This is a genomic window from Bacillus sp. 37MA, from assembly GCF_000372765.1.
Taxonomy (GTDB): Bacteria; Bacillota; Bacilli; order Bacillales; family Domibacillaceae; genus Domibacillus; species Domibacillus aminovorans.
This window is the reverse complement of the sequence record NZ_KB889752.1, coordinates 1353939-1375865: the sequence shown is the minus strand read 5'-3', so window position 1 is coordinate 1375865 and position 21927 is coordinate 1353939. Positions and strand designations below refer to the sequence as shown.

The 21927-nt window shown below is 36.8% G+C and carries 27 protein-coding genes and 1 pseudogene; 20 read left to right on the top strand and 8 right to left on the bottom strand.

Going from position 1 to position 21927, the window contains the following annotated elements; genetic code table 11:
* The first annotated feature begins 84 nt into the window (after positions 1–84).
* From A3M5_RS0107810 to A3M5_RS0107795, 5 genes are all read left to right on the top strand, one after another.
* On the top strand, positions 85–600 hold the full coding sequence (locus A3M5_RS0107810; protein ID WP_018393209.1) for a DinB family protein: 516 nt from the start codon (positions 85–87) through the stop codon (positions 598–600).
* 383 nt (positions 601–983) lie between these two features.
* On the top strand, positions 984–1148 hold the full coding sequence (locus A3M5_RS25305; RefSeq protein WP_155894684.1) for a hypothetical protein: 165 nt from the start codon (positions 984–986) through the stop codon (positions 1146–1148).
* 190 nt (positions 1149–1338) lie between these two features.
* On the top strand, positions 1339–1473 hold the full coding sequence (locus A3M5_RS26430) for a hypothetical protein (protein ID WP_018393208.1): 135 nt from the start codon (positions 1339–1341) through the stop codon (positions 1471–1473).
* Between the two features lie 207 nt (positions 1474–1680).
* On the top strand, positions 1681–2016 hold the full coding sequence (locus A3M5_RS0107800; protein ID WP_018393207.1) for a YflT domain-containing protein: 336 nt from the start codon (positions 1681–1683) through the stop codon (positions 2014–2016).
* 472 nt (positions 2017–2488) lie between these two features.
* The gene (locus tag A3M5_RS0107795; RefSeq protein ID WP_018393206.1) at positions 2489–3739 is read left to right on the top strand and encodes an MFS transporter; all 1251 of its coding nucleotides are present in this window, start codon (positions 2489–2491) and stop codon (positions 3737–3739) included.
* Between the two features lie 380 nt (positions 3740–4119).
* Here the strand turns inward: A3M5_RS0107795 and A3M5_RS0107790 are convergent, their stop codons facing one another.
* Complete coding sequence (locus tag A3M5_RS0107790) at positions 4120–4572, bottom strand: VOC family protein (protein ID WP_018393205.1); 453 nt, start codon at positions 4570–4572, stop codon at positions 4120–4122.
* Between the two features lie 230 nt (positions 4573–4802).
* Here A3M5_RS0107790 and A3M5_RS24600 point away from each other — a divergent pair.
* Positions 4803–5015, top strand: a pseudogene (locus tag A3M5_RS24600) (EamA family transporter); the annotation flags it as partial.
* A gap of 355 nt (positions 5016–5370) precedes the next feature.
* Here A3M5_RS24600 and A3M5_RS0107780 read toward each other — a convergent pair.
* Complete coding sequence (locus tag A3M5_RS0107780) at positions 5371–5853, bottom strand: DUF2798 domain-containing protein (RefSeq protein ID WP_018393203.1); 483 nt, start codon at positions 5851–5853, stop codon at positions 5371–5373.
* 929 nt (positions 5854–6782) lie between these two features.
* Between A3M5_RS0107780 and A3M5_RS0107775 the strand changes: the two genes are divergently transcribed.
* From A3M5_RS0107775 to A3M5_RS26605, 4 genes are all read left to right on the top strand, one after another.
* On the top strand, positions 6783–8201 hold the full coding sequence (locus A3M5_RS0107775; protein WP_018393201.1) for an FMN-binding glutamate synthase family protein: 1419 nt from the start codon (positions 6783–6785) through the stop codon (positions 8199–8201).
* 316 nt (positions 8202–8517) lie between these two features.
* Positions 8518–9105 carry a hypothetical protein gene (locus A3M5_RS0107770; RefSeq protein WP_018393200.1) on the top strand — a complete coding sequence of 196 codons (588 nt, stop codon included), beginning with the start codon at positions 8518–8520 and terminating at the stop codon, positions 9103–9105.
* 180 nt (positions 9106–9285) lie between these two features.
* Positions 9286–9741, top strand: a complete 456-nt coding sequence (locus A3M5_RS0107765) for an SRPBCC family protein (protein WP_018393199.1) — start codon at positions 9286–9288, stop codon at positions 9739–9741.
* Positions 9742–9991: 250 nt separating this feature from the next.
* Positions 9992–10165, top strand: a complete 174-nt coding sequence (locus A3M5_RS26605; protein WP_018393198.1) for a hypothetical protein — start codon at positions 9992–9994, stop codon at positions 10163–10165.
* 663 nt (positions 10166–10828) lie between these two features.
* Here the strand turns inward: A3M5_RS26605 and A3M5_RS0107750 are convergent.
* Positions 10829–11746, bottom strand: coding sequence for a DMT family transporter (locus tag A3M5_RS0107750; RefSeq protein WP_018393196.1), 918 nt, complete (start codon positions 11744–11746; stop codon positions 10829–10831).
* Between the two features lie 122 nt (positions 11747–11868).
* Here A3M5_RS0107750 and A3M5_RS0107745 point away from each other — a divergent pair, with 122 nt between their 5' ends.
* Both A3M5_RS0107745 and A3M5_RS0107740 read left to right on the top strand, forming a co-directional pair.
* The gene (locus A3M5_RS0107745) at positions 11869–13323 is read left to right on the top strand and encodes an aminotransferase-like domain-containing protein (RefSeq protein WP_018393195.1); all 1455 of its coding nucleotides are present in this window, start codon (positions 11869–11871) and stop codon (positions 13321–13323) included.
* A 287-nt stretch (positions 13324–13610) separates the two neighbouring features.
* On the top strand, positions 13611–14048 hold the full coding sequence (locus tag A3M5_RS0107740) for a hypothetical protein (RefSeq protein ID WP_018393194.1): 438 nt from the start codon (positions 13611–13613) through the stop codon (positions 14046–14048).
* 62 nt (positions 14049–14110) lie between these two features.
* Here A3M5_RS0107740 and A3M5_RS0107735 read toward each other — a convergent pair whose 3' ends face one another.
* Entirely contained in the window at positions 14111–14368 is a 258-nt protein-coding gene (locus A3M5_RS0107735) for a DUF2533 family protein (protein WP_018393193.1), read from the bottom strand.
* A 342-nt stretch (positions 14369–14710) separates the two neighbouring features.
* Between A3M5_RS0107735 and A3M5_RS0107730 the strand changes: the two genes are divergently transcribed.
* From A3M5_RS0107730 to A3M5_RS0107700, 6 genes are all read left to right on the top strand, one after another.
* The gene (locus tag A3M5_RS0107730) at positions 14711–15286 is read left to right on the top strand and encodes a LysE family translocator (protein WP_018393192.1); all 576 of its coding nucleotides are present in this window, start codon (positions 14711–14713) and stop codon (positions 15284–15286) included.
* Positions 15287–15361: 75 nt separating this feature from the next.
* Positions 15362–16138, top strand: coding sequence for an AraC family transcriptional regulator (locus tag A3M5_RS0107725; protein ID WP_018393191.1), 777 nt, complete (start codon positions 15362–15364; stop codon positions 16136–16138).
* Between the two features lie 34 nt (positions 16139–16172).
* Entirely contained in the window at positions 16173–16748 is a 576-nt protein-coding gene (locus tag A3M5_RS0107720) for a hypothetical protein (protein ID WP_018393190.1), read from the top strand.
* Between the two features lie 250 nt (positions 16749–16998).
* Positions 16999–17427, top strand: coding sequence for an Rrf2 family transcriptional regulator (locus A3M5_RS0107715; protein ID WP_018393189.1), 429 nt, complete (start codon positions 16999–17001; stop codon positions 17425–17427).
* A 66-nt stretch (positions 17428–17493) separates the two neighbouring features.
* Positions 17494–17649 (top strand): FAD-dependent oxidoreductase, encoded by a 156-nt coding sequence (locus tag A3M5_RS26085; RefSeq protein ID WP_231373226.1) that lies wholly within the window; start codon positions 17494–17496, stop codon positions 17647–17649.
* A 224-nt stretch (positions 17650–17873) separates the two neighbouring features.
* A complete protein-coding gene (locus A3M5_RS0107700) occupies positions 17874–18503 on the top strand; it encodes a class I SAM-dependent methyltransferase (RefSeq protein ID WP_018393187.1) in 630 nt (209 codons plus the stop codon).
* Between the two features lie 436 nt (positions 18504–18939).
* Here A3M5_RS0107700 and A3M5_RS0107695 read toward each other — a convergent pair whose 3' ends face one another.
* From A3M5_RS0107695 to A3M5_RS0107685, 3 genes are read right to left on the bottom strand one after another with little or no spacing between them, the layout of a single operon-like run.
* The gene (locus A3M5_RS0107695) at positions 18940–19161 is read right to left on the bottom strand and encodes a helix-turn-helix domain-containing protein (RefSeq protein WP_018393186.1); all 222 of its coding nucleotides are present in this window, start codon (positions 19159–19161) and stop codon (positions 18940–18942) included.
* A 10-nt stretch (positions 19162–19171) separates the two neighbouring features.
* Positions 19172–19651 (bottom strand): DUF2975 domain-containing protein, encoded by a 480-nt coding sequence (locus A3M5_RS0107690; protein ID WP_026221625.1) that lies wholly within the window; start codon positions 19649–19651, stop codon positions 19172–19174.
* A gap of 10 nt (positions 19652–19661) precedes the next feature.
* On the bottom strand, positions 19662–20144 hold the full coding sequence (locus A3M5_RS0107685) for a DUF2975 domain-containing protein (protein ID WP_018393184.1): 483 nt from the start codon (positions 20142–20144) through the stop codon (positions 19662–19664).
* Positions 20145–20173: 29 nt separating this feature from the next.
* Here A3M5_RS0107685 and A3M5_RS0107680 point away from each other — a divergent pair, with 29 nt between their 5' ends.
* A complete protein-coding gene (locus A3M5_RS0107680) occupies positions 20174–20749 on the top strand; it encodes a hypothetical protein (RefSeq protein WP_155894683.1) in 576 nt (191 codons plus the stop codon).
* 127 nt (positions 20750–20876) lie between these two features.
* On the top strand, positions 20877–21407 hold the full coding sequence (locus tag A3M5_RS0107675) for a hypothetical protein (RefSeq protein WP_018393182.1): 531 nt from the start codon (positions 20877–20879) through the stop codon (positions 21405–21407).
* Here the strand turns inward: A3M5_RS0107675 and A3M5_RS0107670 are convergent.
* A complete protein-coding gene (locus tag A3M5_RS0107670; protein ID WP_018393181.1) occupies positions 21390–21821 on the bottom strand; it encodes a MarR family winged helix-turn-helix transcriptional regulator in 432 nt (143 codons plus the stop codon). The genes A3M5_RS0107675 and A3M5_RS0107670 overlap by 18 nt on opposite strands.
* Between the last annotated feature and the right edge of the window lie 106 nt (positions 21822–21927).

Here is a 21927-nt window from a genome sequence, read left to right as displayed (position 1 = left end):
TTTTGTGGAGTATATTCTGCATCGTAGAGAGTATATATAGAATAGGAATCTAAGTACGCACTTTCTGGTGAAGGGATAAATCTCATGAATAAATTAATAAATGACAATCTGTATGAAACGAGAAATAACCTAATAAAGGAGATTACTTTATTAAGTGATGCTCAATTTAATAGTAAGCCTGATATGAATAAATGGAGTATAGCACAAGTTTGCCATCACTTAGTTTTAGTGGAAGAGGCATCTATAAAGGCTATTGCATGGGGATTAAAAGAGATTGATAGTACTCAAAAAGGACGTAAAAATATTCACCTTATATTATTGGATAGAACGAAAAAGATTAAAGCTCCAAAAATCGTTGAACCAGATGTAGAACCATTTGAAGTTCAGCAAATAATTGATTTGTTAAACGATTCGAGAAAAAATTTGATGACTTTTCTTAGTACTATAGAAGATAAATCCATATTGGCGGAAAAATCAGTGAAGCATCCTGCTTTTGGTGAATTACCTCTTGATCAATGGATTGAACAGATATATTTGCATGAGCATCGACACATAAAACAAATAAAAGAGATAAAATTACTTTTAGATGCGAGGCACTAAACATATGGTTATAAACGGATTCTTGTTTAAAGGTAATTAGGATATCAAAAAAGAAATTTTAACTTTGTGAAATATTATGCTTAAAGTAACGGGTGCATTAGATTGATTTAAAATTAAACAACTTTTAAAGCCTTGCTATAGATGAAGTGTAGTAATGCTCTTATTTTTCTTAATCAAAATTAAACAACATTATTATCTTTATACAATTTTGTTGTATCCCCAATAAATCCTCAAAGAATCTTTGAATTCCTTGAGGATTTATTTTATAAAAAATAACATTTTTGGTTATTGGTGATAATATAAAGTAGGAAAATTGGTTAGCGATCCAAAGCAAAATTCATAATAAAGGCATACATAGATAACAAAGAAGGGTAGGGAATAAAGTGAGTAAAAAAATAAAAGGATATTCGTTTTTATCATTAGCACTATTGATATTAGCTGTATTTATTGAAGAAATCTTCTTCTCACTTAGAACACCCTCTTTTGTTGAAAAAAATTTTGGTATTTATGAACCTTGGGGTCATTACACGGGGGGCTTTAGAGAATAATAATAATATGTTTTCTCATTATAAATGCAACATAATAGAAAGTATGTCGCATCAAAAAAGCCTTTAGAATTGTAAATCTAAAGGCTTTTTTTGAAGAATTCTTCCTTGTTTAAAGTTTAGGGCGAAGTTTAAAGTTCAGGACGAAGGGTAGTTTATGTAATAATTCGTCGAATCAAAGGAGGAAGTAAGGATGGATTTTAATTGGAAAAAGAAATTCATTGTTAGTGGAATGGCTGCAACTTTAACACTTGGGGGGCTAGCCGGGTGTGGAGATGGAGAAGACCAGGACAATGGAATTGACGATGGCGAAGTAGATGACAGCTAGATCCTGAAAATGACCCTACGAATGAAGACAGTGTGTAAATGATGGGGTTGATCAGGATAACGGCATCGATGACGGTGAAGTAGATGACCAGGTTAATCCAGAAAACGATCCTACAGAAGAGGAACAACAACAATAAACAAACCTATGCATCAAAAGCCCTTTTATCTAGTGGATGGAATATATATGATTTAAAAAGGAGCGATAAAAATGGCAAAAGTAAGAGAATACGAGACAATTGGGGAAGCCGTTCAGGCAGCAAACAGCCTGCACACACGAGGCGTAGCAGAAGAGAAAGTATATGTAATAGCTCATGACGGAGGTGTCATAGATGAAGTAGCCGACAGGTCGGACGCAGAAAAAATTGGCATCGACGAAACAGGCTTGGGAACAGCCATGAAAAATATGTTTCGGGGCAAAGGCGACAGACTCCGGGCTAAAATGGAGGAAATCGGTTTGAGTTCAGCCGAAGCAGTGGCGTATGAGCAACGGCTGGATGAAGGCAAAATTTTATTGATCTCCAAAGATGAAACGAAAGTTATTTAATATATCAAATGTAACATAAATAGAATTATGTTGCATTCAAATCATCCAAAAAACGAACACCCTTGATTTCAAGGGTGTTCGTTTTTTTTATTTATCACATATATTCCTAACTATTAAAAAATATAAAGCTAAATAGCATTTATTGAATAGTAAAAAAAGCTATGGTAAAATGAAATTTACTTAAAGAAATGGAGGTTTTCCTTTTGACAGCATCTATGAGACTTAGAATCCAAACTTTGAACCGTTAATTGAATATGGTCAAGGGCTCTGCCTAAGTGTGGAGTAAATGGGATTAGTCTGTCTCTTTAGGAAAACTTTATTTTACGTTTATCAAAAAAGAGGGGGTGAATCTACCCTCTTTTTTTGTTGTCTAAAAATAGTGATTTATCTAATCTTTTTCGATTCAGGCAAAAAAAGACCTTAACCATTTACTTTTCATTGTAGGAAATATACAGAAAAGGTCGTGAAGAAGATGAATACGGAATATGAAAATTGGAAAAAGAATATTATTATCTTTTTAAGCAGCCAAACGATATCACTTTTTGGTTCCTCACTGGTTCAATATGCGATTATGTGGCATATAACACTTACTACACAATCAGGAATGATGATGACACTGTTTATATTATGTGGATTCATCCCTACTTTTATTTTATCGCCTTTTGCCGGAGTATGGGCAGATCGATACAATCGAAAGGTACTCATTATCTTATCGGACGGACTGATTGCTGCTGCAACTCTCGTAATGGCAATTGTCTTTTTAATGGGATATGAGGCTGTTTGGCTACTGTTTGCTATGTCAGCTATTAGAGCGATAGGAACAGGGATTCAAGGTCCAGCGGTAGGGGCGATTTTGCCGCAAATTGTTCCAGAGGATAAACTGACGAAGGTAAGCGGAACTAACGGAAGTATACAGGCTATTATTATGTTCGTGTCTCCTATGGTGAGTGCGGCTTTGCTGACGATGGCTTCATTAGAAATCATTTTCTTTATAGATGTGGTCACTGCAGCTATAGCAATCGTAACTTTGCTCGTATTCTTAAAAATTCAGGTACATGCAAAGGCATCCGAGGTACAAACGACAAGCTATCTTAATGATTTTAAAGCAGGTTTAACATATATTAATAACCATGCTTTTTTGAAAAAGTTCTTTTTGTATTTCGCGTTGTTTTTTGTTTTGATGGCGCCGGCCGCATTTTTAACTCCATTACAAGTGACTCGGAGCTTTGGTGATGATGTATGGCGATTAACTGCAATTGAAATAGCCTTTTCGATTGGAATGATGGCAGGCGGAGGTATTATTGCTTGGTGGGGAGGTTTTTCAAACAAGGTGCATACGATGACACTTGCCAGTATTATAATGGGAATTTGTACGATTGCATTAGGGATTATGCCAATGTTTTGGGCTTATTTACTCTTCATGGCGATATTCGGAGTGTCAATGCCAGTCTTCAATACACCGACGACTGTACTAATCCAAGAGCGAGTCGAGGGTGATTACTTAGGTAGAATATTTGGTGTATTTGGGATGATTGCTACATCTATGATGCCGATAGGGATGCTCATTTTCGGCCCTATGGCAGATGTAGTAAGAGTTGAATGGATTCTAGTGGGTACGGGAGTGCTTATGTTAGTACTTGGCCTGTTATTAGGAAGAAACAAAGTATTATTAAAAGCAGGTGAGCCTGTAGTTGTTCCAGAGTCATCTGATTTATCTTTATAAAATATATAAACACCTTGAGACGGTTAGATCGCCGTTTCAAGGTGTTTTTTTGTTAGGCTTGTTTTAAAACCAGACACAGTATGGGGAAACATGGAGATTGTTTAGTAAAAAACATTTGCCGAAATCGAACTTTATAGAATTGAAGAGTTAGATTCTTGTGTAATCAGACAATAAAGTCGTTTAATATGATTTATCAAGACCTAAATCAAAAAAAGCCATAAAAAATAAGGAGTGATACATATTAGTCAATGACTAATATGTATCACTCCTTTACTTCTTGTTCAACAATCGCGCCCTTTTATTGAATAAGAATTTTCTTCAAATATTTTTACTTCAGTAATGTATATTTCAGTAAAGGCTTTTTATAAAACGTCACTTACTTATTTGTTACCGAGTTGTTCCGCCAAACCGATTAGAAGTCCTTCGATTCCACGAATGTAGCAGAGCCGATACGAGTCCTCGTACTGAACCACTTCGCCAACGAGCTGAGCACCATACTTAGTGAGTCTGGATACCATTTCGTCAATGTCTTCAACGGTGAACATGACGCGTAGATAACCGAGGGCGTTTACAGGAGCAGTCCGGTGATCTGATATAGTAGGTGGGGTGAGAAATCGCGAAAGTTCAAGTCGGCTGTGGCCATCTGGGGTAACCATCATAGCAATCTCTACGCACTGAGAACCCAATCCGGTTACGCGACCAGCCCATTCACCTTCGACAGTGGCTCGCCCTTCGAGGTTCAAGCCAATCTCCTCGAAGAAAGAGATTGCGTCATCAAGGGATTCTACAACGATGCCGACATTGTCCATTCTTAGTAATTTGTTTTTTGCCATAGTCTTATCTCCTTATGTGTAAAAATTTGTTATCTGATCATCTTCATAATTATTCTATTAAAAAGTTACAAATTCCTTCCAAACAAAAAACACCTTGTCACAGTATAGGAAAATGTGAAATTGGGTTTTCGGGTATGTCATATAACATCTTGTTAACAAACAACACTTCGTAAACCCTCTACTATTGGAATATTCGCGAACCTTATTTCGTGAATGCCATCATGTTCAATTTCTCAGGGATGCAAAAACTAAAGGGACAGAGCATTGCAATGCTCAGCTATGTAGATCCATTCGTAGCTATCCTGATTTCTGCTGTTATCTTGCAAGAACAAATGACAGCTGTTCAAATGCTTGGTGGAGCGCTTCTTTTAGGCTCAACATTTGTTAGCGACAATAAATCAATCACATTTCCAAAACGATTCATGAAAGTCCCAATTAAATAACATACAAAACAGCGAGAACCATTTGGTTCCCGCTGTTTTTGTATGATAAGATACTCAACAGTTTCGGTCATTTGTTAACCAAAATTAAACAACTTTATTCTTCATCCAGTGTAGCAAAAATCGCTACTATACTTGTGTATGAAATAACTTTAAAAGCCTTCCATTCGATTAATGAATGGAAGGCTTAACTTTTATTAGATTAAAAATAAACAACTTTATTATCCCTATACATCAATGCAAGAATCTCTTGTTATAGCCTTTGAAAAAAGTTTGATAATTTATAACAAAGATTGATCATTTTAAATAAAGATCGATAATTTATAATAATGTTTGATAAAAATCACTTCTTCAGTTTTTACGTGTTTAATTCTGGCTTTTGCGTCGATGGTTTAATATATTTAGCTAATAGCCAACGTGAGATTGGTCCAACAATTAGTAACTGTGATGGAAGCGCCACGATAAAATTTAGACCAACTGTTTTAAGGTATGCTGTGAAAATTGAACCTTCAATTCCTATCATTAACGCTGTTAAAATAAGTCCGTATACTGACATAATAAGAACCATTGTAGGGACCATACAAAAAGCAAGCGCCACAATAAAGTTGATTTCTTTCGATTTGTCATAAGGTAGTGATAATGCAATTTTACGCGCTTTCGGTTCAACTAATGATTCTGCGATAAAAGCGATGATAAGTGTTACGACAAATTGAATCACTGCAATCCCTACAGTAAACGATGAAAATCCGTGTAAAGCTGTGTTATAAACTGACATAATAAGAACCATTCCAAAACACATAAATAGTCCGAAAATAATGCCTTCTTTTTTATTACTAGGCAAATAAAAACATCCTTCCTTTTAGAGATAAATGTAATTATATATGTCCAAATTTTTTTACATAAGTGACATTTTTGTGAATTTTATTTTAGGCTATGTTAAATTATACTGTTGTTTTTACGTAAAAAATAGAATTGTACTTGATTTATTGAAATATTAAACTAACGGGTGCGTTAGTTGAAGAAGTATTATTAAAAATGATCAAACTTTTTTATAAAAGAATCTCCTATTAAATACAATAAAAATAACTTTTTATCAATCTTTTTTCAAAACGTGAACTTACAATATGTTCATATATCAAGGTTATTAGTATTGATTTAATCAAACTTTATTCTAAAGCTACAATACTCTGCTTGTTATCTTTTCAAACAAATATTGATGCCATAAAAAGATACCGTGTACATTAAAATAGAGGTGAAGATTAATGGATAAAGACCAAGCGCTATCAGTACTTAGAAAATATTCTCCCATGCCCGATGAAGCAGGGTAAAGTCCAACACCATTTACTTTTAACAATGTTTCTAAATGTAGAAAAGGCAATGAATAAGTATTCTGCTCTGGCATCTTATGAAAGAGAGAATGCATTTGGCTGTAGGAAAGTGCTTGATAGCATCTAAACAAGGGGAAGGAACTGCAGAACATATCAAACGGAGTTCCGATGGGTATAAAAATGGGGGCAGGTGGGGAAAATTGAAGAAGACATTATTCATTTAATTGATTTGGGTGTTGATTATATGGCGATTGACGGTGGATAAAGCGTCACACTAGGCGCCCATCCCACTTTACCTGATGATAGGGGAATGTCGACAATTCATGTTAAGAGTCTTCCCCTGTAAGGAACGCTTTTTCTTTCTCATCCTATGATCCTTTTCTTGGGAATAATAACGGGAACGATCTATGTATGAAATTTATGTAGTTATGGAGAAGTGACGATGCCAAACATATTCTTTTATTTGACTTTTATAATGATCTCCATATTATTTGTCCTGGCTTTATTCATGCTTGTTTTTTGGCGTTGGATGATGAAACAACTAGTGAAGAAAGCTGGAAAAATTACTTTAACCGACAGCTATCAAGAAAATATTATGGAGTTAATGCCAGGGCTCCGGCATATGGGCATTCAAAATGTGCTTGAAAATAGCTTGCGTGCAGCGACAGGAAAGGTTCTTTTTCGCCCGCTTGGCGGCTCTTCACAAAAATGGCCGCACCTTGATCAGATTACATTTATCCCCGCGCAGACGACACCATTTCCCATTGATGGTGAAGAAGATGTTGATGTACAAGTAACCATTGGACCAATAGCAAAAAAACCAATGCACATCAAAATTCCGCTGATGATCAGCGGGATGGGCTACGGGGTTGGACTAAGTGAACAAGCAAGACTTTCTTTGGCGGAAGCTGCAAAAAATGCAGGAACCGCGATTAATTCTGGTGAAGGGGGAATCTTGCCTGAGGAATTAGACACAGCAGAAAAATATATTTTACAGTTTTCCAAAACAAAATGGGCGAAGAATATTGACCTTATTAAGCGTGCCGACATGATTGAAATTAAGTTGGGACAAGGTTCTGTGTTTGGGATGGGAAAGAAAATCCCACCCGAAGATTTAACAGGGCGAGCTCGTGAAATAATGGGGCTTAAAGAAAATGAAGATGCAGTGATTTCTGAACATTTTTTTGAAAATCAAACTGTAGAAGATCTTAAAGCACTTGTTGAGAAACTGCGGAATCTATCAGATGGTGTTCCCATTGGGGTGAAAATAGGGACCGGGGGAAAAATTGAAGAAGATATTGATCATTTAATTGACATGTGTGTCGATTTTATTACGATTGATGGCGGACAAGCAGCCATGAATGAGGCACCGCCCATTTTAAGTGATGACTTTGGCATTCCGACATTACATGGAGTTGTTCGAGCTGTTAATCATCTCGAAAAACGAAAGCTGAAAGGACAAATTAGTTTAATTGTTTCAGGAGGACTTTTAGTACCTGGACACTTTTTAAAAGTGCTTGCACTCGGGGCAGATGCCGTATATTTGGGCTCTGCGATGTTATTTGCTGTCTCACATACTCAGTCCTTGAATGCCGTTCCATTTGAACCGCCTACTCAAGGTGTCTGGTATAATGGGAAATTTAAGGATCAATTTAAGGTCGAAGATGGGGTGAAAGCCGCCGAAAAGTTCTTAACTTCCTGTACAGAAGAAATAGAAATGGCCTTAAGAGCGATGGGGAAACGCTCTTTAAAAGAGTTGTCCAAAAAAGATTTAGTATCCTACGATGAATTAACCGCTAGAATGATCGGAATTCCATTTTCATTTGAAACTACGGAAACTAAAGAAAAGTTTCGGAAATAGTTCATTTTCAAGAAAAAGAGTCTCCATTCGTAAATCCTTGATTAGGGAGGGATGACACAATCTGTTCAAAAATGGAATAAATAGGAATTAATCCAGCCGAGGTACAAGCGTATGAACAAAGACTTGACGCAGGCAAAATCTTATTGATTTCTAAAGACGAAAAAACGTTATTTAATATGCTGAATACAACATAATACCTTGACAGGGGTCAGATCAGGAAATTATGTTGCTTTGAAAAGCTCTGGAGCAAATTCCAGAGCTTTTTATTTACTAATTTATGTTAAGGTGGTTTAAAAGAAAGACGAAGAGGTGCTTTATGAAAAAGTTTCTTTATGGGATAGCAGCTGTGTCAGCTCTCTTGATTACAGGAACAGTGGTATTTCTCATGATGAACTATCATACGACTGGAGAAGGCGCACTGAAGGAGTTAGAAGCGAGAACAGAAGGGCAAGTGATTCCAGTTGATCACGTAAAAGTCCTTGTGATTAAAGAAAGTGGAGACATTTTCTCTGCCTACAGCATGATGCATTATCCTTTTGGATGGTTTGAAGACTTCAGTGAACTACATCCAACTGGTTGGAATGTTTATGATCTTGAGAGGGAAGGTTCCATTCTTTATACAAATGACCGGAGAAACATTTTTTCCTTTGGCCTTCTGAAAAATAAACAAATAAATTATGCCATCATGAGAATTGGGGAATTAGATGATAAGAAATTAGATATGAACAACACCCTTCCTCTTTTCCCTGTTGAGAATTACTTGGATAATCCAGCAATTGAAGATGTTAAACTATGGGTTACCGGTGGAACGATTGATCCAACACAAAAAACGGATGAAGTCGTATTTCTTGATCAGCATAAGGAAATTGTGCAGGTGAACAAAGAGAATTTTCAAAGAAAATGAATAGCATATGAGCAATTAAATATAAATGACCAAATGCAACAAAATAGGAATTATGTTGTATTTCGAATTAAGGGCGATCTTCAACTAATGGGACAGATTAGTTGAGGAAGGATAATTAGTATTGAAATCTCCGAATTATAATTAGAGTGTTAGAAAATGCTTATAAAAGGAGAATATAAAATGCCTGTCATTGAACATCAACAATTTATTAAAGCATCTATTGAAGTATGTTTTGACCTTGCGAGAAACGTAGATATTCATACTCAAACAGCCTCTAAAACAAAGGAAAAAGTTGTTGGCGGAGTCAAAAAAGGGTTATTAGAGAGAGGGGATACTGTCACTTGGGAAGCCTTTCACTTTGGTATTAAACAACGGCTGACAGCAAGAGTGACAGAAATGGAAAAACCCGATAAGTTTATAGATATTATGGTGAAGGGAGCTTTCCATTCCTTTGTTCATACACATGAATTTATTGAAGAAGCAAATGGAACCATCATGATAGATAAATTCCAGTATAAGTCCCCATTTGGTTTAATGGGCGTTGTAGTAGATAAATTGATTTTGGAGAAATACATGAGGGCTTTTATTGTTTCTCGTGCAAAGGAACTAAAAAAGATTGCCGAAAATCTAGATTAACCTTCTTCAACTAAACGGGTGCGTTAGTTCGGGAAAGTGAAACATAAAATTTGAATCCAACATAAATATAATTATGTTGGATTGGAAACGCCCCAGAACTTTAGTTAGAATCTGGGGCGTTTTTTAGCTGCTCATAAACAAACTTGTTTTACCTGTAGAGGCAGGTTAGTAAAATAAGAAAATAGAGTTTTTAATCTCCCTACTAGGAATTTAATGGTAAAACTAATTAGGAATTAAACGAGGTGAAAAAATGAATTGGGAAACTATTCCTGATTGGGTTTGGATGATTTATTACTTATTTTTGTTAGCAACATTGGGAACTGCAATATTTAGTGTTATTCGAAAGAAAATGATAGGTTTGTCCATTATTGCCATCGTTCTTACAATGACTGTTCTAAATAGGGAGAGTGAAAGGACTGAATGAGTTTGAACATTTAGTTACTCAGTTACAACAAGGTTCTATATGGTCTATTTATGCAATCGTAGGCTTCTTATATTTACTTGTTTGGTGGGGAATGCTTCTAATTAAAAATAAAATGAAAACTGAAGTTCCTTATTAAGCTAACGGGTGCATTTGTATTATAAGATCAGCCAGATATTACTGGTTGATCTTTTTTATTTAGGATTTATTCTAACGGTAACCAGGGTAGAACGTACAGGTGAGTGGAACAATGATTCCGTCAACTAAACTGTTCACCCCCTACTTGTAGAAACATGTTTAGTTGAGGGAGCCAAAGAAAAAAGACCGCAATAAAAGAGAACAATGCAAAATACTTACATTTAAAGGGGAAACCTAGGAGGGAGATTTTTTCTTCCAGGTGTTTTTCTTTTGCCTTTTTTTAGTAAGTTATTTTTAACGAAATCATTTGGGATGCAGGTGATGCTGAGAAATGGCAAACAAACCGTGATGTCTTTCCATTCAGAACTCTACGAGTTGATTCCAGAAGATCATCTATTAAAAAAGTAGACCAAGCTGTCGATTTTTCATTTATTCAGGAGATTGTGCAGTGAAGACCGGTCTATCCCAATAAAAACCCAAATAGGGATTTTGGTCATATCCACTATTCGGGGTTCAACTGCCCTGTCATCATTCCACTTTTCTCAGCAAAATCCCTTCTTTCCACGCTTTCATCAGCGTCTGCTTGTTCACCAGAAAAACGCCGATTATTACACTGACGGCACCGATGGCTGTACTGGTGGTGATGTGTTCGTCGAGTAAAACAGCTCCCAGTGACACGGCGATGACGGGGGAGACATACAGCCATGTGGACGGGAAGAACGGGTTCGTTTTATTGACAAGCCAGTAGAATAGTCCGTGTCCGGCAATAGAGCCGATAAAGATCAAGTACAGCAGCGATACTTGGACATCCGCCAGAGCAAGGCTTGTGAATGAAGGCCGCTCCCATACGGCGGAAAACATTAGCAGCAATACGCCGCCGATGGTCATTTGAATGCCGTTGATCAAAAACGGAGAGATGTCCGGTTTTTCTTTTAAAAACGATTTGGATTTTACAGCTCCTACACTGTAAAACCATTGGCCAAAAATGACGGCGGCAGTTGCCGGGATCCAGTAAATGGATACGCCCTGATCCAGGCTGGGTGAGGAAATGAGCAGCACCCCAATCATGCCGAGTAGCAGTCCGGCTGCTTGCTGGGCATTCATTTTTTCTTTGGACTGCCGAATGTGGAGAAGGAATACCATGACTGGCCCAAAAGCGGATAGAACGGCCGCCAATCCGGAAGTGATATACTGTTCTGCCCAGTATAGTGTCGCAAATGTCATGGCGGTTAAGCAAAAGCTGATCAGAATCAGCTGTTTCGACCAGAAAAGCGAAAGGACTAGCTTTTTCCGAAAAGCAAAGTATAATACCACAAGAAAGCCGGCAAGAAAAAAGCGCAGTCCTGCTGACAGAAGCGGATCTGCTCCAGCTTCAATGCCCACTTTGATGGCTAAAAAGGTTGTCCCGAAAATAAAACAAATCATTACATAATTAAGCATAACCATAATCATAATGCCTCCTTTTTGAAAAATCATACAGGACATCTTGTATAACAGTACATCTTCAGTTATAACAGTTAGTAAGAAGTCTGTTTTGCTTGTATCATACTTGAGATGAGGTGATCGTGATGAAACTGGTTCTTTCGAGGAAGTCGCATAATTCGTTGTCGGATCAAATTGTTCAACAAATTGCTGGGCGCATCCAGTCCAGCATGTTAACAGGCGGGGAAAAGCTGCCGTCTATCCGGCAGTTATCGGTGGATGCCGGCATCAGTTTTTTGACGGTGCATAAAGCGTATAAAAAACTGGAGCAGGCCGGAATGGTCAAAAGCATTCAAGGGAAAGGGGTGTATGTGGAGCGTCCTCCACAAAAAGAAGCGGCCGAGAATTCGTTTGACTGGCAGCTATCCATTCCTGCGTATTTGACCCGAAGCAGTTTTCATTCCCGTCCGAAAACGACGTATTCGTTTGATTATTCAGCAATGCATTCCGGACTTTTGCCGACCATTTACCTGGCGGAACGGTTAACGGAGATGCTTAAGGCGGAACCTGCGATTTTAGGAACGTATGGGGATGTGCAGGGGGATGCCCTGACAAGAGAAGCGTTTTCTACGTATTTTCAAAAGCAGCTCGGTCTTTCTTCGGCAGCGGATGATCTTATTATGACGACCGGGCTTCATCAAGGCATTGAGTTAATCGCGAAAACCCTCATCGGTCCGGGAGATGTGGTGATCACAGAGGCACCGACCTATCCGGGTGTGCTGGATATTTTGATGAACCGGGGAGCGCAAGTGATTCCGATTGCGATGGATGAGGAAGGGATGCGGGCGGATTTACTTGCGCAAGTTGCAAAAACGTACCATCCGAAAGCGATTTATATGAATCCGACGTTTCAAAATCCGACCGGCCGCTCCATGAGCGAACGCCGACGCAAGGAAGTGTTATATCAGGCACAACTGCATGGCATGTTTATCATTGAAGATGATTCGTGGAGTGAGCTTTATTTTGATGAAAAACCGCCCCCGAAGTCCATTAAAGCGTTTGATGATGAAGGACGGATTTTGTTTTTGAAAGGATTCAGCAAAGCGCTCGCACCGGGTATTCGGGTCGGCACCATTTTTGCGGAGGGGCCGTTTAAGAAGCTGCTTCTGTCGGCCAAAGCATCGTCTGATTTAGGGACACCGCTTTTAACGCAGCGGGCGGTCCTTCCATTTTTAACGTCGGACCGGATGATGCAGCATTTTGCCAAATTACGTTTCGCCTTAGAGCTGCGGAGAGACAAAGCGATATCCATTTTATCCGCTTCTTTTGATTCTTCCGTTTCCTGGACGGTGCCGGAGGGCGGGCTGAACATTTGGGTAACGTTTCCGGAATCGGTGTCTACGGTGGAGTTATATGAGTATTGTCTACGGCATGATCTTTCTTTTTTGCCGGGGCATGTGTGTTATCCGTACGAACCGGCTTCTCATCATTTGCGGTTGACGTATTCTTTGTTGAGTGAGCGGGATTTGGAGCAGGGACTTCATGCATTTGTTTCACTGGCAAACGATTTCATGAACAATCGGTTGGAAAGCGGATGCTAAGAACAAACAAAGACCATTTCTTTTCAGAGAGTACTACAAAAGTATATGCTTGACTGGAAAGTTTCAAAAAAAAGCCCGATCCATCGAAGGCTGAACTGTACCTGTATAGTGGACACTTAAAAAAGTCCCTATTCGGGGCTTTTTGTGTTTTGCGGAAAACCCCCGTTTATAATGAGCATAACAATATGAGCAGAGGACGTTAGGATGAGTAAAACGATATTCAATGAGGGAAACAAAAATTTTAGTGCAATATCTTGACATCCTATTAGCTGGTTTGTGATGGTCAAATGGAGGATACAGCTACAGGTGAATTAACGGTGCTGGATCAGACAATTGAAGGTTTTGTGAATCATACACAGAAATGGGGAGAAAACCGTCAGAAATACAATTTTAAAGTATCTGGAATGGCTAACAGTCCACGTGGACCGGAAGTATTCTTCCCTGGCGAGAAATTTATGCTGAAAGCAAATGCGACCAGCACCGCTGATCGTGTTGATGTAGAAATTGTCGGCTTTCCATACTACAAAACATCTTTAACAAAAGAATCGTCCGGATGGACGGGATCAATCTGGCGAGAAGATATGCTGGAACGATTTGGCCCGATGGATGGACAGTTATTAACCTTTAAGTTCACCGCTACTTATGCAAATGGATGGGTACGGACAGACAATATACAGGTTAGGATAGTCGATGATGAATACTGGCGTCAACATACCACTTATTAAAAAAGAAAAGGGAAATTATTTTCCCTTTTCTTTTTTCTTACGTCTAAGATCAGTAGATTATTTTACTTTAAAGACTCCACATATGAACGAACCATTTCTGGGGTAACTAATTTACGAGTAGGTATAAACCTTTGGTTTGCAAGCACATTGATTTGCAAAGTAACTTGATTAATTTGGTCTGTTGTAAAATCCTTTTCAGCTTTACATAATTCTATGGCTCTTTGAATATAATCTTCCCGTTGTCGGTCTAAATGGGAAAATTCAATAAATATTTGATTTTGTTTTTGGGCATGTAACGTAAGGGATTTATGCACACTCATGTTCCTTCACTCCTATGATTTTTCTAATAGCTACTTCTATACATTTTAAACTATCAATTCCACAGTTGATATATATATTCAACTTAATTTTCTGACATGGCTTTGGAGTTCTTGTTCATGAACAATAAAGTTGTTGGAAAAATAATAAAGATATTTAAAAGTGACAATAAAGTTGTTTAACTTTTTAGACGAACTGTTGATTAATTATGTGTGAAATTAATCCATCTTCCTTTCGAGCAAAGATAGGGGTAAACTTACATAATCAGGATGCAATAATATACTATATGCTATTTAATTTTAAGATGTATGATTCTATGAGAATACCTTAAAAGGAGTTTCCTCATGAATATTACATCTTTTTTTATGTACTGTTTTATTGTTACCTTTACACCAGGACCTACTAATATCGTCATATTATCCATAGTGCATAATTTTGGGGCAAAAAAGGCAATAGAATATACGTATGGAGCGACGATTGCTTTTGGTTTATTACTTGTTATTTCTGCTATGTTGAATACGATGCTTGTAACCATAATACCTAAAATTTTAATGGTTATGCAGATAGTCGGAAGCGTTTATATGCTCTATCTCGCTTATCAAATTTACAAAATGGATACATCAAAACCAACTGTAAACCAAACGGGTACCTTCATGTCAGGCTTCCTTATGCAATTTTTAAATCCCAAAGTGGTCCTATTTACAATGACTGTCATTCCTAGCTTTATTATGCCCCATTATACCGCCATGCCTGCGGTGACAATAAGTGTTATAGCTATCACTCTTATTGGATTTTTAGCATTTGTGACATGGGTTCTTTTCGGTGCAATCTTCAAAGAGTTTTTACAAAAGCATAAAAAAATTGTTAATGTCATGATGACATTGTTTTTGGTTTATGCTGCACTTATGATATGGATGTAGGTAAGCAATGAAGGTAATTACAACTATTTATGCCAGGCTTCCTTATACAGTTTTTAAATCTGAAGGGTGAATGAAATGGACAAATTTATCTATAAAAAATCGGCAGGTATTACTGCATTGTCAGCAAGTATGACTGATTTTACGTATAAAAAGCACGCTCATAAGGAGTATGCAATAGGTGTAACATTGCGTGGTATTCAAGAGTATCACTTGGATGGCAGCCTGCAATTGTCCCATCAAAATGGAGTGATGCTTTTTAATCCAGAACAGGCACATGACGGAATGGCACATGATGAGGCAGGTCTTGATTATGTGATGCTTTATATTGAGCCACAATTGCTTTTAGAGGCTATGAAGAAAAAGGATATCGTACGTTTTTCAAGCCCTATTGTGTATGATGATAGACTAAAAAAAAGAATATTGAGTCTTTCTCATGCCATATTAAGCGAAAAAGAGGAGGCTTTGTGTAGTGAATTACTCTTATCCCTCACAGATAGCCTTACTCACACGAATCTTTCTGCAGAAGATAAGAAAGATAATGCTCTAATGAGAAGAGCAAAGGATATGCTTCATGCCAATTTAGAACATGTACTAAAACTTGACGACATATGTAAAGAGCTTCATTTATCGAAATTTCAGTTTATCAGGTTATTCAAGGCTCATACTGGAATTTCACCCTACCAATACTTTCTTAACTGCAAGATAGAACGTGCAAAGCATTTAATAGAAAAAAATAGAGATATATATTCAGCAGTAGCTGAATGTGGTTTTGTTGATTTAACCCATTTAAATAAACACTTTAAAAGCGTATATGGAACAACAGCATTTGAATATATATCACGTTTAAATTAAGGAGGAAGGGAATCACTCGTAGAGGAGACAAAGCATGTTTGAAATCAAAACCTTTTTAGAGAAGCATTCATATGAACGTCCACAGTTAGACAGCTTTGAGTATACAAGAGAACACTATATTGGATTAGATGAGTCATCCAAGCTAAAGGACTATTTTGCTTACAGAAAATTCACTCCGGAGTATATTCAGATTCATGTGACCATCAAGTACAAAAATAAAACGTTGGTCGGAATCGACGGAGTAAACGGATTAGATTTGTGGGAGCAGACTTATTTAGATGCGATTGCACAATATGTGGAAAAGCGCAACGCTGAAACGATGTATGGCATTGACCCTATAACATTGAAGTTAACTGCATTAGATAACAAATTGTTACATTTTCTCATCATCGATGAGTGGGAACCAAAATATATTCACGCCGAGGCTGTACTCCCTGAAAAAGAGTTTTTAGAAGCCCTTTTAACCGCAGCAGAACATTTTTGGCAAGTGCTGCTTGATTATAAGGTATTTGAAGAAAAAAAGATGCGAGAAACAACTTCAAGCGATTATCCGGTACAAATGATTAAACAACTGAAAAAACTGCGAGAAAAAGTGAAATTGTTAAATTGAGAACGTATACACAATCATTTATTTATTCGATAGTTTCGGTCAACTGCTGCTTAAGCCGAGGTTATTACAGCTTACCTATATGGACGAACTGTTGATTAAAAAATGTAAATTTAGGTTATTACAAGAAAAGATTTTAGCAGGATGCTCAATCATTAGGTGAAGTAAAAAAGTTTGCGGTTTTTTGCAGACTGAGTTACAATCAATTACAGATATTAAAAGTCTGTAATAGTTTTAATTATGAGGTGCATCGATGAAGTATTCAAAGGCAACCAATTATGCACTCCATACAATGGTGCATCTAACGCTGGAACCAAAGGGTCAGACGGTAAGTATGGAGCAGCTGGCGTCCATGCAGGATTTGTCTCCGACGTACTTGTCGAAGATTTTGACGAAGCTTGTGAAGGCAGGATTAATTGAATCAGTGCCAGGGGCAAAGGGCGGCTACAGTATTTCACGGCGCGCGCAGGACATTTCGTTTCTGGATGTTATTGAAGCGGTGGAGGGTCAGTCGGTGCTGTTCAACTGTGCGTTTGACCATGACGAAAGCGAGTGTTTAATTGAACGGGTGATGATCGAGGCGGAAGTCAATATGAAGAAAGAGCTGGCCGGCCGGACAATTCAAAGCATTGCGGAGCAGATAGAAAAAAGACATTGTCATGAGACAAAAAAAGAAAAATAAATTTTTTTACAAAAATTAAAGATATTAAGGGTCTTTAATAGATTATATAAAGAAGGAGTGTTTCATATGTTGGATTGTGTAATTATTGGCGGAGGACCTGCAGGACTGAATGCCGTGCTGGTCATGGGGCGTGCTGGACGGAAAACGGTTTTGTTTGATGAGGATAAGCCCCATAACCGGGTGACGCGGAGTCGCACGGATTTATCACACAGGATGGGGTAAAGCCGTCGGATTTCAAGAAACGGGCAAGAACGGATGTCCAGAAGTATCCGTCTGTCTCCATTAAGGAGAAGCGGGTGGAGATCATTGAAAAATCCGGTGGTGTGTTTCGGATTCAAACGAAGGAAGGTAAAGAACTTTATGGCTCAATGTAATGTAGCCTATGCTTATACAAAAACAGCAGATTTCAAAGAAAGAGAGCCAATATTTGTAAAGGAGATTGAGGTATGACAGAATTCTGGGAATCAAGTTTTATAGAAAATCAAATGATGTGGGGATTTGAACCTTCAGACTCCGCAATCTTGACAAAGGACTTTTTCCTTGAAAAGAAAGTTAAGGATATATTGTTTCCTGGTATTGGATATGGTAGAAATGCAAAGGTTTTTATTGACAACGGAATAAATGTAACAGGTATTGAGATTTCAAAAACAGCGATTGAATTGGCAAGGCAAAATGGGCTTAATATTAGTATTTTTCATGGTTCAGTAACCGATATGCCTTTTGATAACAAACTATATGATGGTATATTTTGTTATGCACTTATTCACTTATTGAATAATCGTGAGAGAGATAAGTTTATTAAAGATTGCTATAATCAGTTAAAGGCAAACGGATATATGATTTTTACTACTATTTCAAAAGAAGCCCCAATGTTTGGAAAGGGCAAACAACTGGGTAAAGACTATTTCGAGATAATGGAAGGGGTAAAAATGTTTTTTTATGATTCTGACTCGATAAAACAAGAATTTGGAAAATATGGACTGATAGAATTTTCGGAAATTGTTGAGCCACATAAGAATATGGAAAATAAGCCTCCATTTAAATTTATAATGGTAAAATGTCAAAAAGAACTATAATTACAATTACATAAAAAATCAAAAAGAGTGAATTGTTAATTGATAAGGCTTGTGTGTAACCTATTCATTAAGACCTTCAAGTGCTTACGCATTATTCTTAAAAGGAAAATTAAGGGAAGTCAAAGGGCTTCCCTTAAAAATCGCTTAATTATCAACACTATTTTAAAACATGGCCAAAAAACAAAGTAAGAACTAGATGAAAATATATACGGTACTTTAAAATATATAAATGAATTTATCATAATGAATTTAGAAAGACACTCGTTACCTGTAAATTATTTTGAGTTTTTATAGGTAGGTTGTTGGCTTTTTCCTTGTTTATTTCTAAATTAATTAATAGGCTCTGTTAAACAATAATGTTGATATTTGAGACATATAAATAGATCATCATTTTGTTTCGACGGTCTTCTTCACAATGTTAAATATCCCTCCTATATTATCCTTGAGTGTCTTCGTCACTTTTGTATTCTAATATATCTCCAGGCTGACAATCCAAAGTCTTACATATCGCTTCTAATGTTGAAAAACGAACCGCTTTTGCTTTCCCATTTTTCAGAATGGAAATATTCGCCATAGTAATTCCAACCCTCTCCGAAAGTTCCGTTACGCTCATTTTTCGTTTTGCTAACATCACATCAATATTAATAATAATTGTCATATCGTCCACCTCAGACCGTCAAATCATTTTCTGATTTTATGTTAATCGCTTCTTGTAGAAGCCGTTGGAGGATAGCAGCAAAAACGGCGATAACCAACGAAGCAAAAATGATGATGAGTCCCATTAATCCGATAGGAGGATCTACTTTCTTCGCTATAAAATGAAAGAGTGGCAAACCTAATACATACAAACCACTGATTGTAATCGCACAGCACTTTATGTTCTTTAACGCCTTTACAGATAATTCCGAGAACGCTGTGCTCTCGTCAATGTACCGTAAAAGATTGAAAGCCTGATAGAGAGCAAAGTAAAAAGGCACAGCCGCTCCATACATCACGATGAAAATGAGATATTTCATTGGGGCAATATTTGGATACAATTTTGCTGCGAAATTCGCCATATGGGGCACTAAAAATATACATAAAGCAAGAACCAGTAGTCCTATAATAAAAACAGCTATTTTTAAAAACAATGTTGTGACTTCTCTCAAAATAAATACCTCACATTTTTATTTCATTTTTTTCCAGGAAATTTTTAATTGGTTTTTGAAGAACACTTACAAAAGTTGCAAAGGTACTTGTCACTAAAATACCCATTAGACTTAGTGATATAGGACCTGCTGCGTCATCTCCTGTGATTTTAGCAAGCACCATTAAGCTTACTATTCCTAACAGAATGAGGAAAATGACTGTAAAAGCACATTTTTTTATAACCTTCAAAGATTTAAGGGATAATTCAGAGAAAGCATTGTTTTTTTCGATATAGGTTAATAGTTTAAATGCTTGATACAACGCAACAGAAAACGCAATACAGAATCCATATGCACATACTAAAAAGGGGATTAGGAAGTAAGCCGTATCTGGATGTACTCTTGCATCTCTAACGGCTATCTCAGGCAACCAGATACACAAAGCAAGCACTGCAATTCCAGCCAGAAAAATAATTACCTTTAAGAAAGTGGTTGAACCTCGTTTAACATTCATATAAAACACCTCACTTATTTAATGACAACGTGATTTTATCATATGATTTATCGTTTAACAATAAATTAGTGTTGTTTTTTATTATATTATTATTGTTATTGAAATATCCATTTAATTTTGAGAAAAATAAAAAGCATTTCTCTGTTACAAAGAAATGCTCTTACTTTAAAATGTTAAATTTACAACTTGTTCAACTTGTACTTGTTAACGCATGGGCAACCAGAAATCCTAACTTTCGAGGTAGATGTGGATGTAGTTCTATAGGTGCTTGTTCCGATCTAAATCGCGGAAAATCATATGCAGCTGTCGATTACAACCATGGGGTTGGACCCGGTAAATACAATATCAAAGTATGGATTAAACATCATGGAAAAGAGTATTACGGCAAACATGCCACTCACGAACAAAGATGGAGCAGTTTTATAAATGCTCCACGTTCTCATAACCTTTTTTCTACATCAATACTTACAGGTCCAAGCTCTCCTGGCCGAGAAGACTATTTTGATAATGATAATAATGATACCCACGGTCCGATCATAAAACAAGCGCCATTAAATCAAGCAGCCGGAATACTGGAAAAGCATCTAATCTGGACAATATTATGAATCATCCAACTGGCCAGATTGGTACAAGTACAGTAACCATTACTGCTACGAGTATAGAAGAAAGACTGCAAACTAAAAAAGACATTGAGCGCCTGTTAAAAGGCTGTTAAAGAAAGTTGGGATTAGAATGATCGAACGTTTACATATTGTTTTGGGAAAATTAAATATGAAATTGATTGTTATTTTTACAGTAGTTCTAGTATGCGGTATTTATGCTTCTAAAAATTATAGCCATATGCTACCTTCGTTTAATAACGAAGGTGAGGAGATAAAAATCAGTAAGGAACAACAGGTATCTTATGATCAAGCAGCCGTGGTAGCTGAATTGGTGGAGAAGTCACGCTTAGATTTATTGCGTGAAGCAGAAAAAATGAAGACAGGTAAAGGCGACACGACACAATACAATATGCTATTAGAAAATGTGAAGCAGTATGAAATGATGTACGCTCAACTTCAATCACAATATAATTGTGAGTATTTCGATATTTGCAGTGCCGAAGGAAAAGTTGTTGCAGCTGCCAATCCACTTCCAGAGAGTGAACTGCTTTTGGAGCAGTTAAAAACAAAAAATAGACTAAAAAACAGCTGCTACTTAATTTTGTTTAGTAGCGGCTGTTTTTTAGTCTATTTGTATTGTTCATTATTTATTTTTTTCTAATTTTTCTTTTATTACCATCATCGAAGTGCGAATTTCATTAATCTCACTACTGGTTAGTCCAGTAAACAATTGAATTATTTGTTCATCTGACTGAATATTAATTTTATCCAGCAGTTCCTCTCCTTTTTTTGTCAAAAAGAGAAAGTTTTTCCTACCGTCTATTATTGAGCTCTTTTTCTCTATTAATTCTTCCCTCTCTAACTTACGTAAAATTCTGCTCATATAGCTTCTATCAATATTAAGTTCTTGAACGAGATTATTCGCAATACACTCGGTTCTCTCGCTAATTTCAAATAGTACTCGTGCTTCGGTTAATGAATAATTTGTATCTAGAATTTGGTTATTAAATAAACCAAGTACTTTTGTGTAAAATCGATTGAATTGTCTTATATCATAAATAGTTTCTTTATCCATACATTCTCCTTTAGTTGACTTTGTCCACATTTGATATTAATATAACTATATTCCAAAATTGTTGACTTAGTCAACAATTTCAAAAGTCTTTCGCAATCTTTATTAA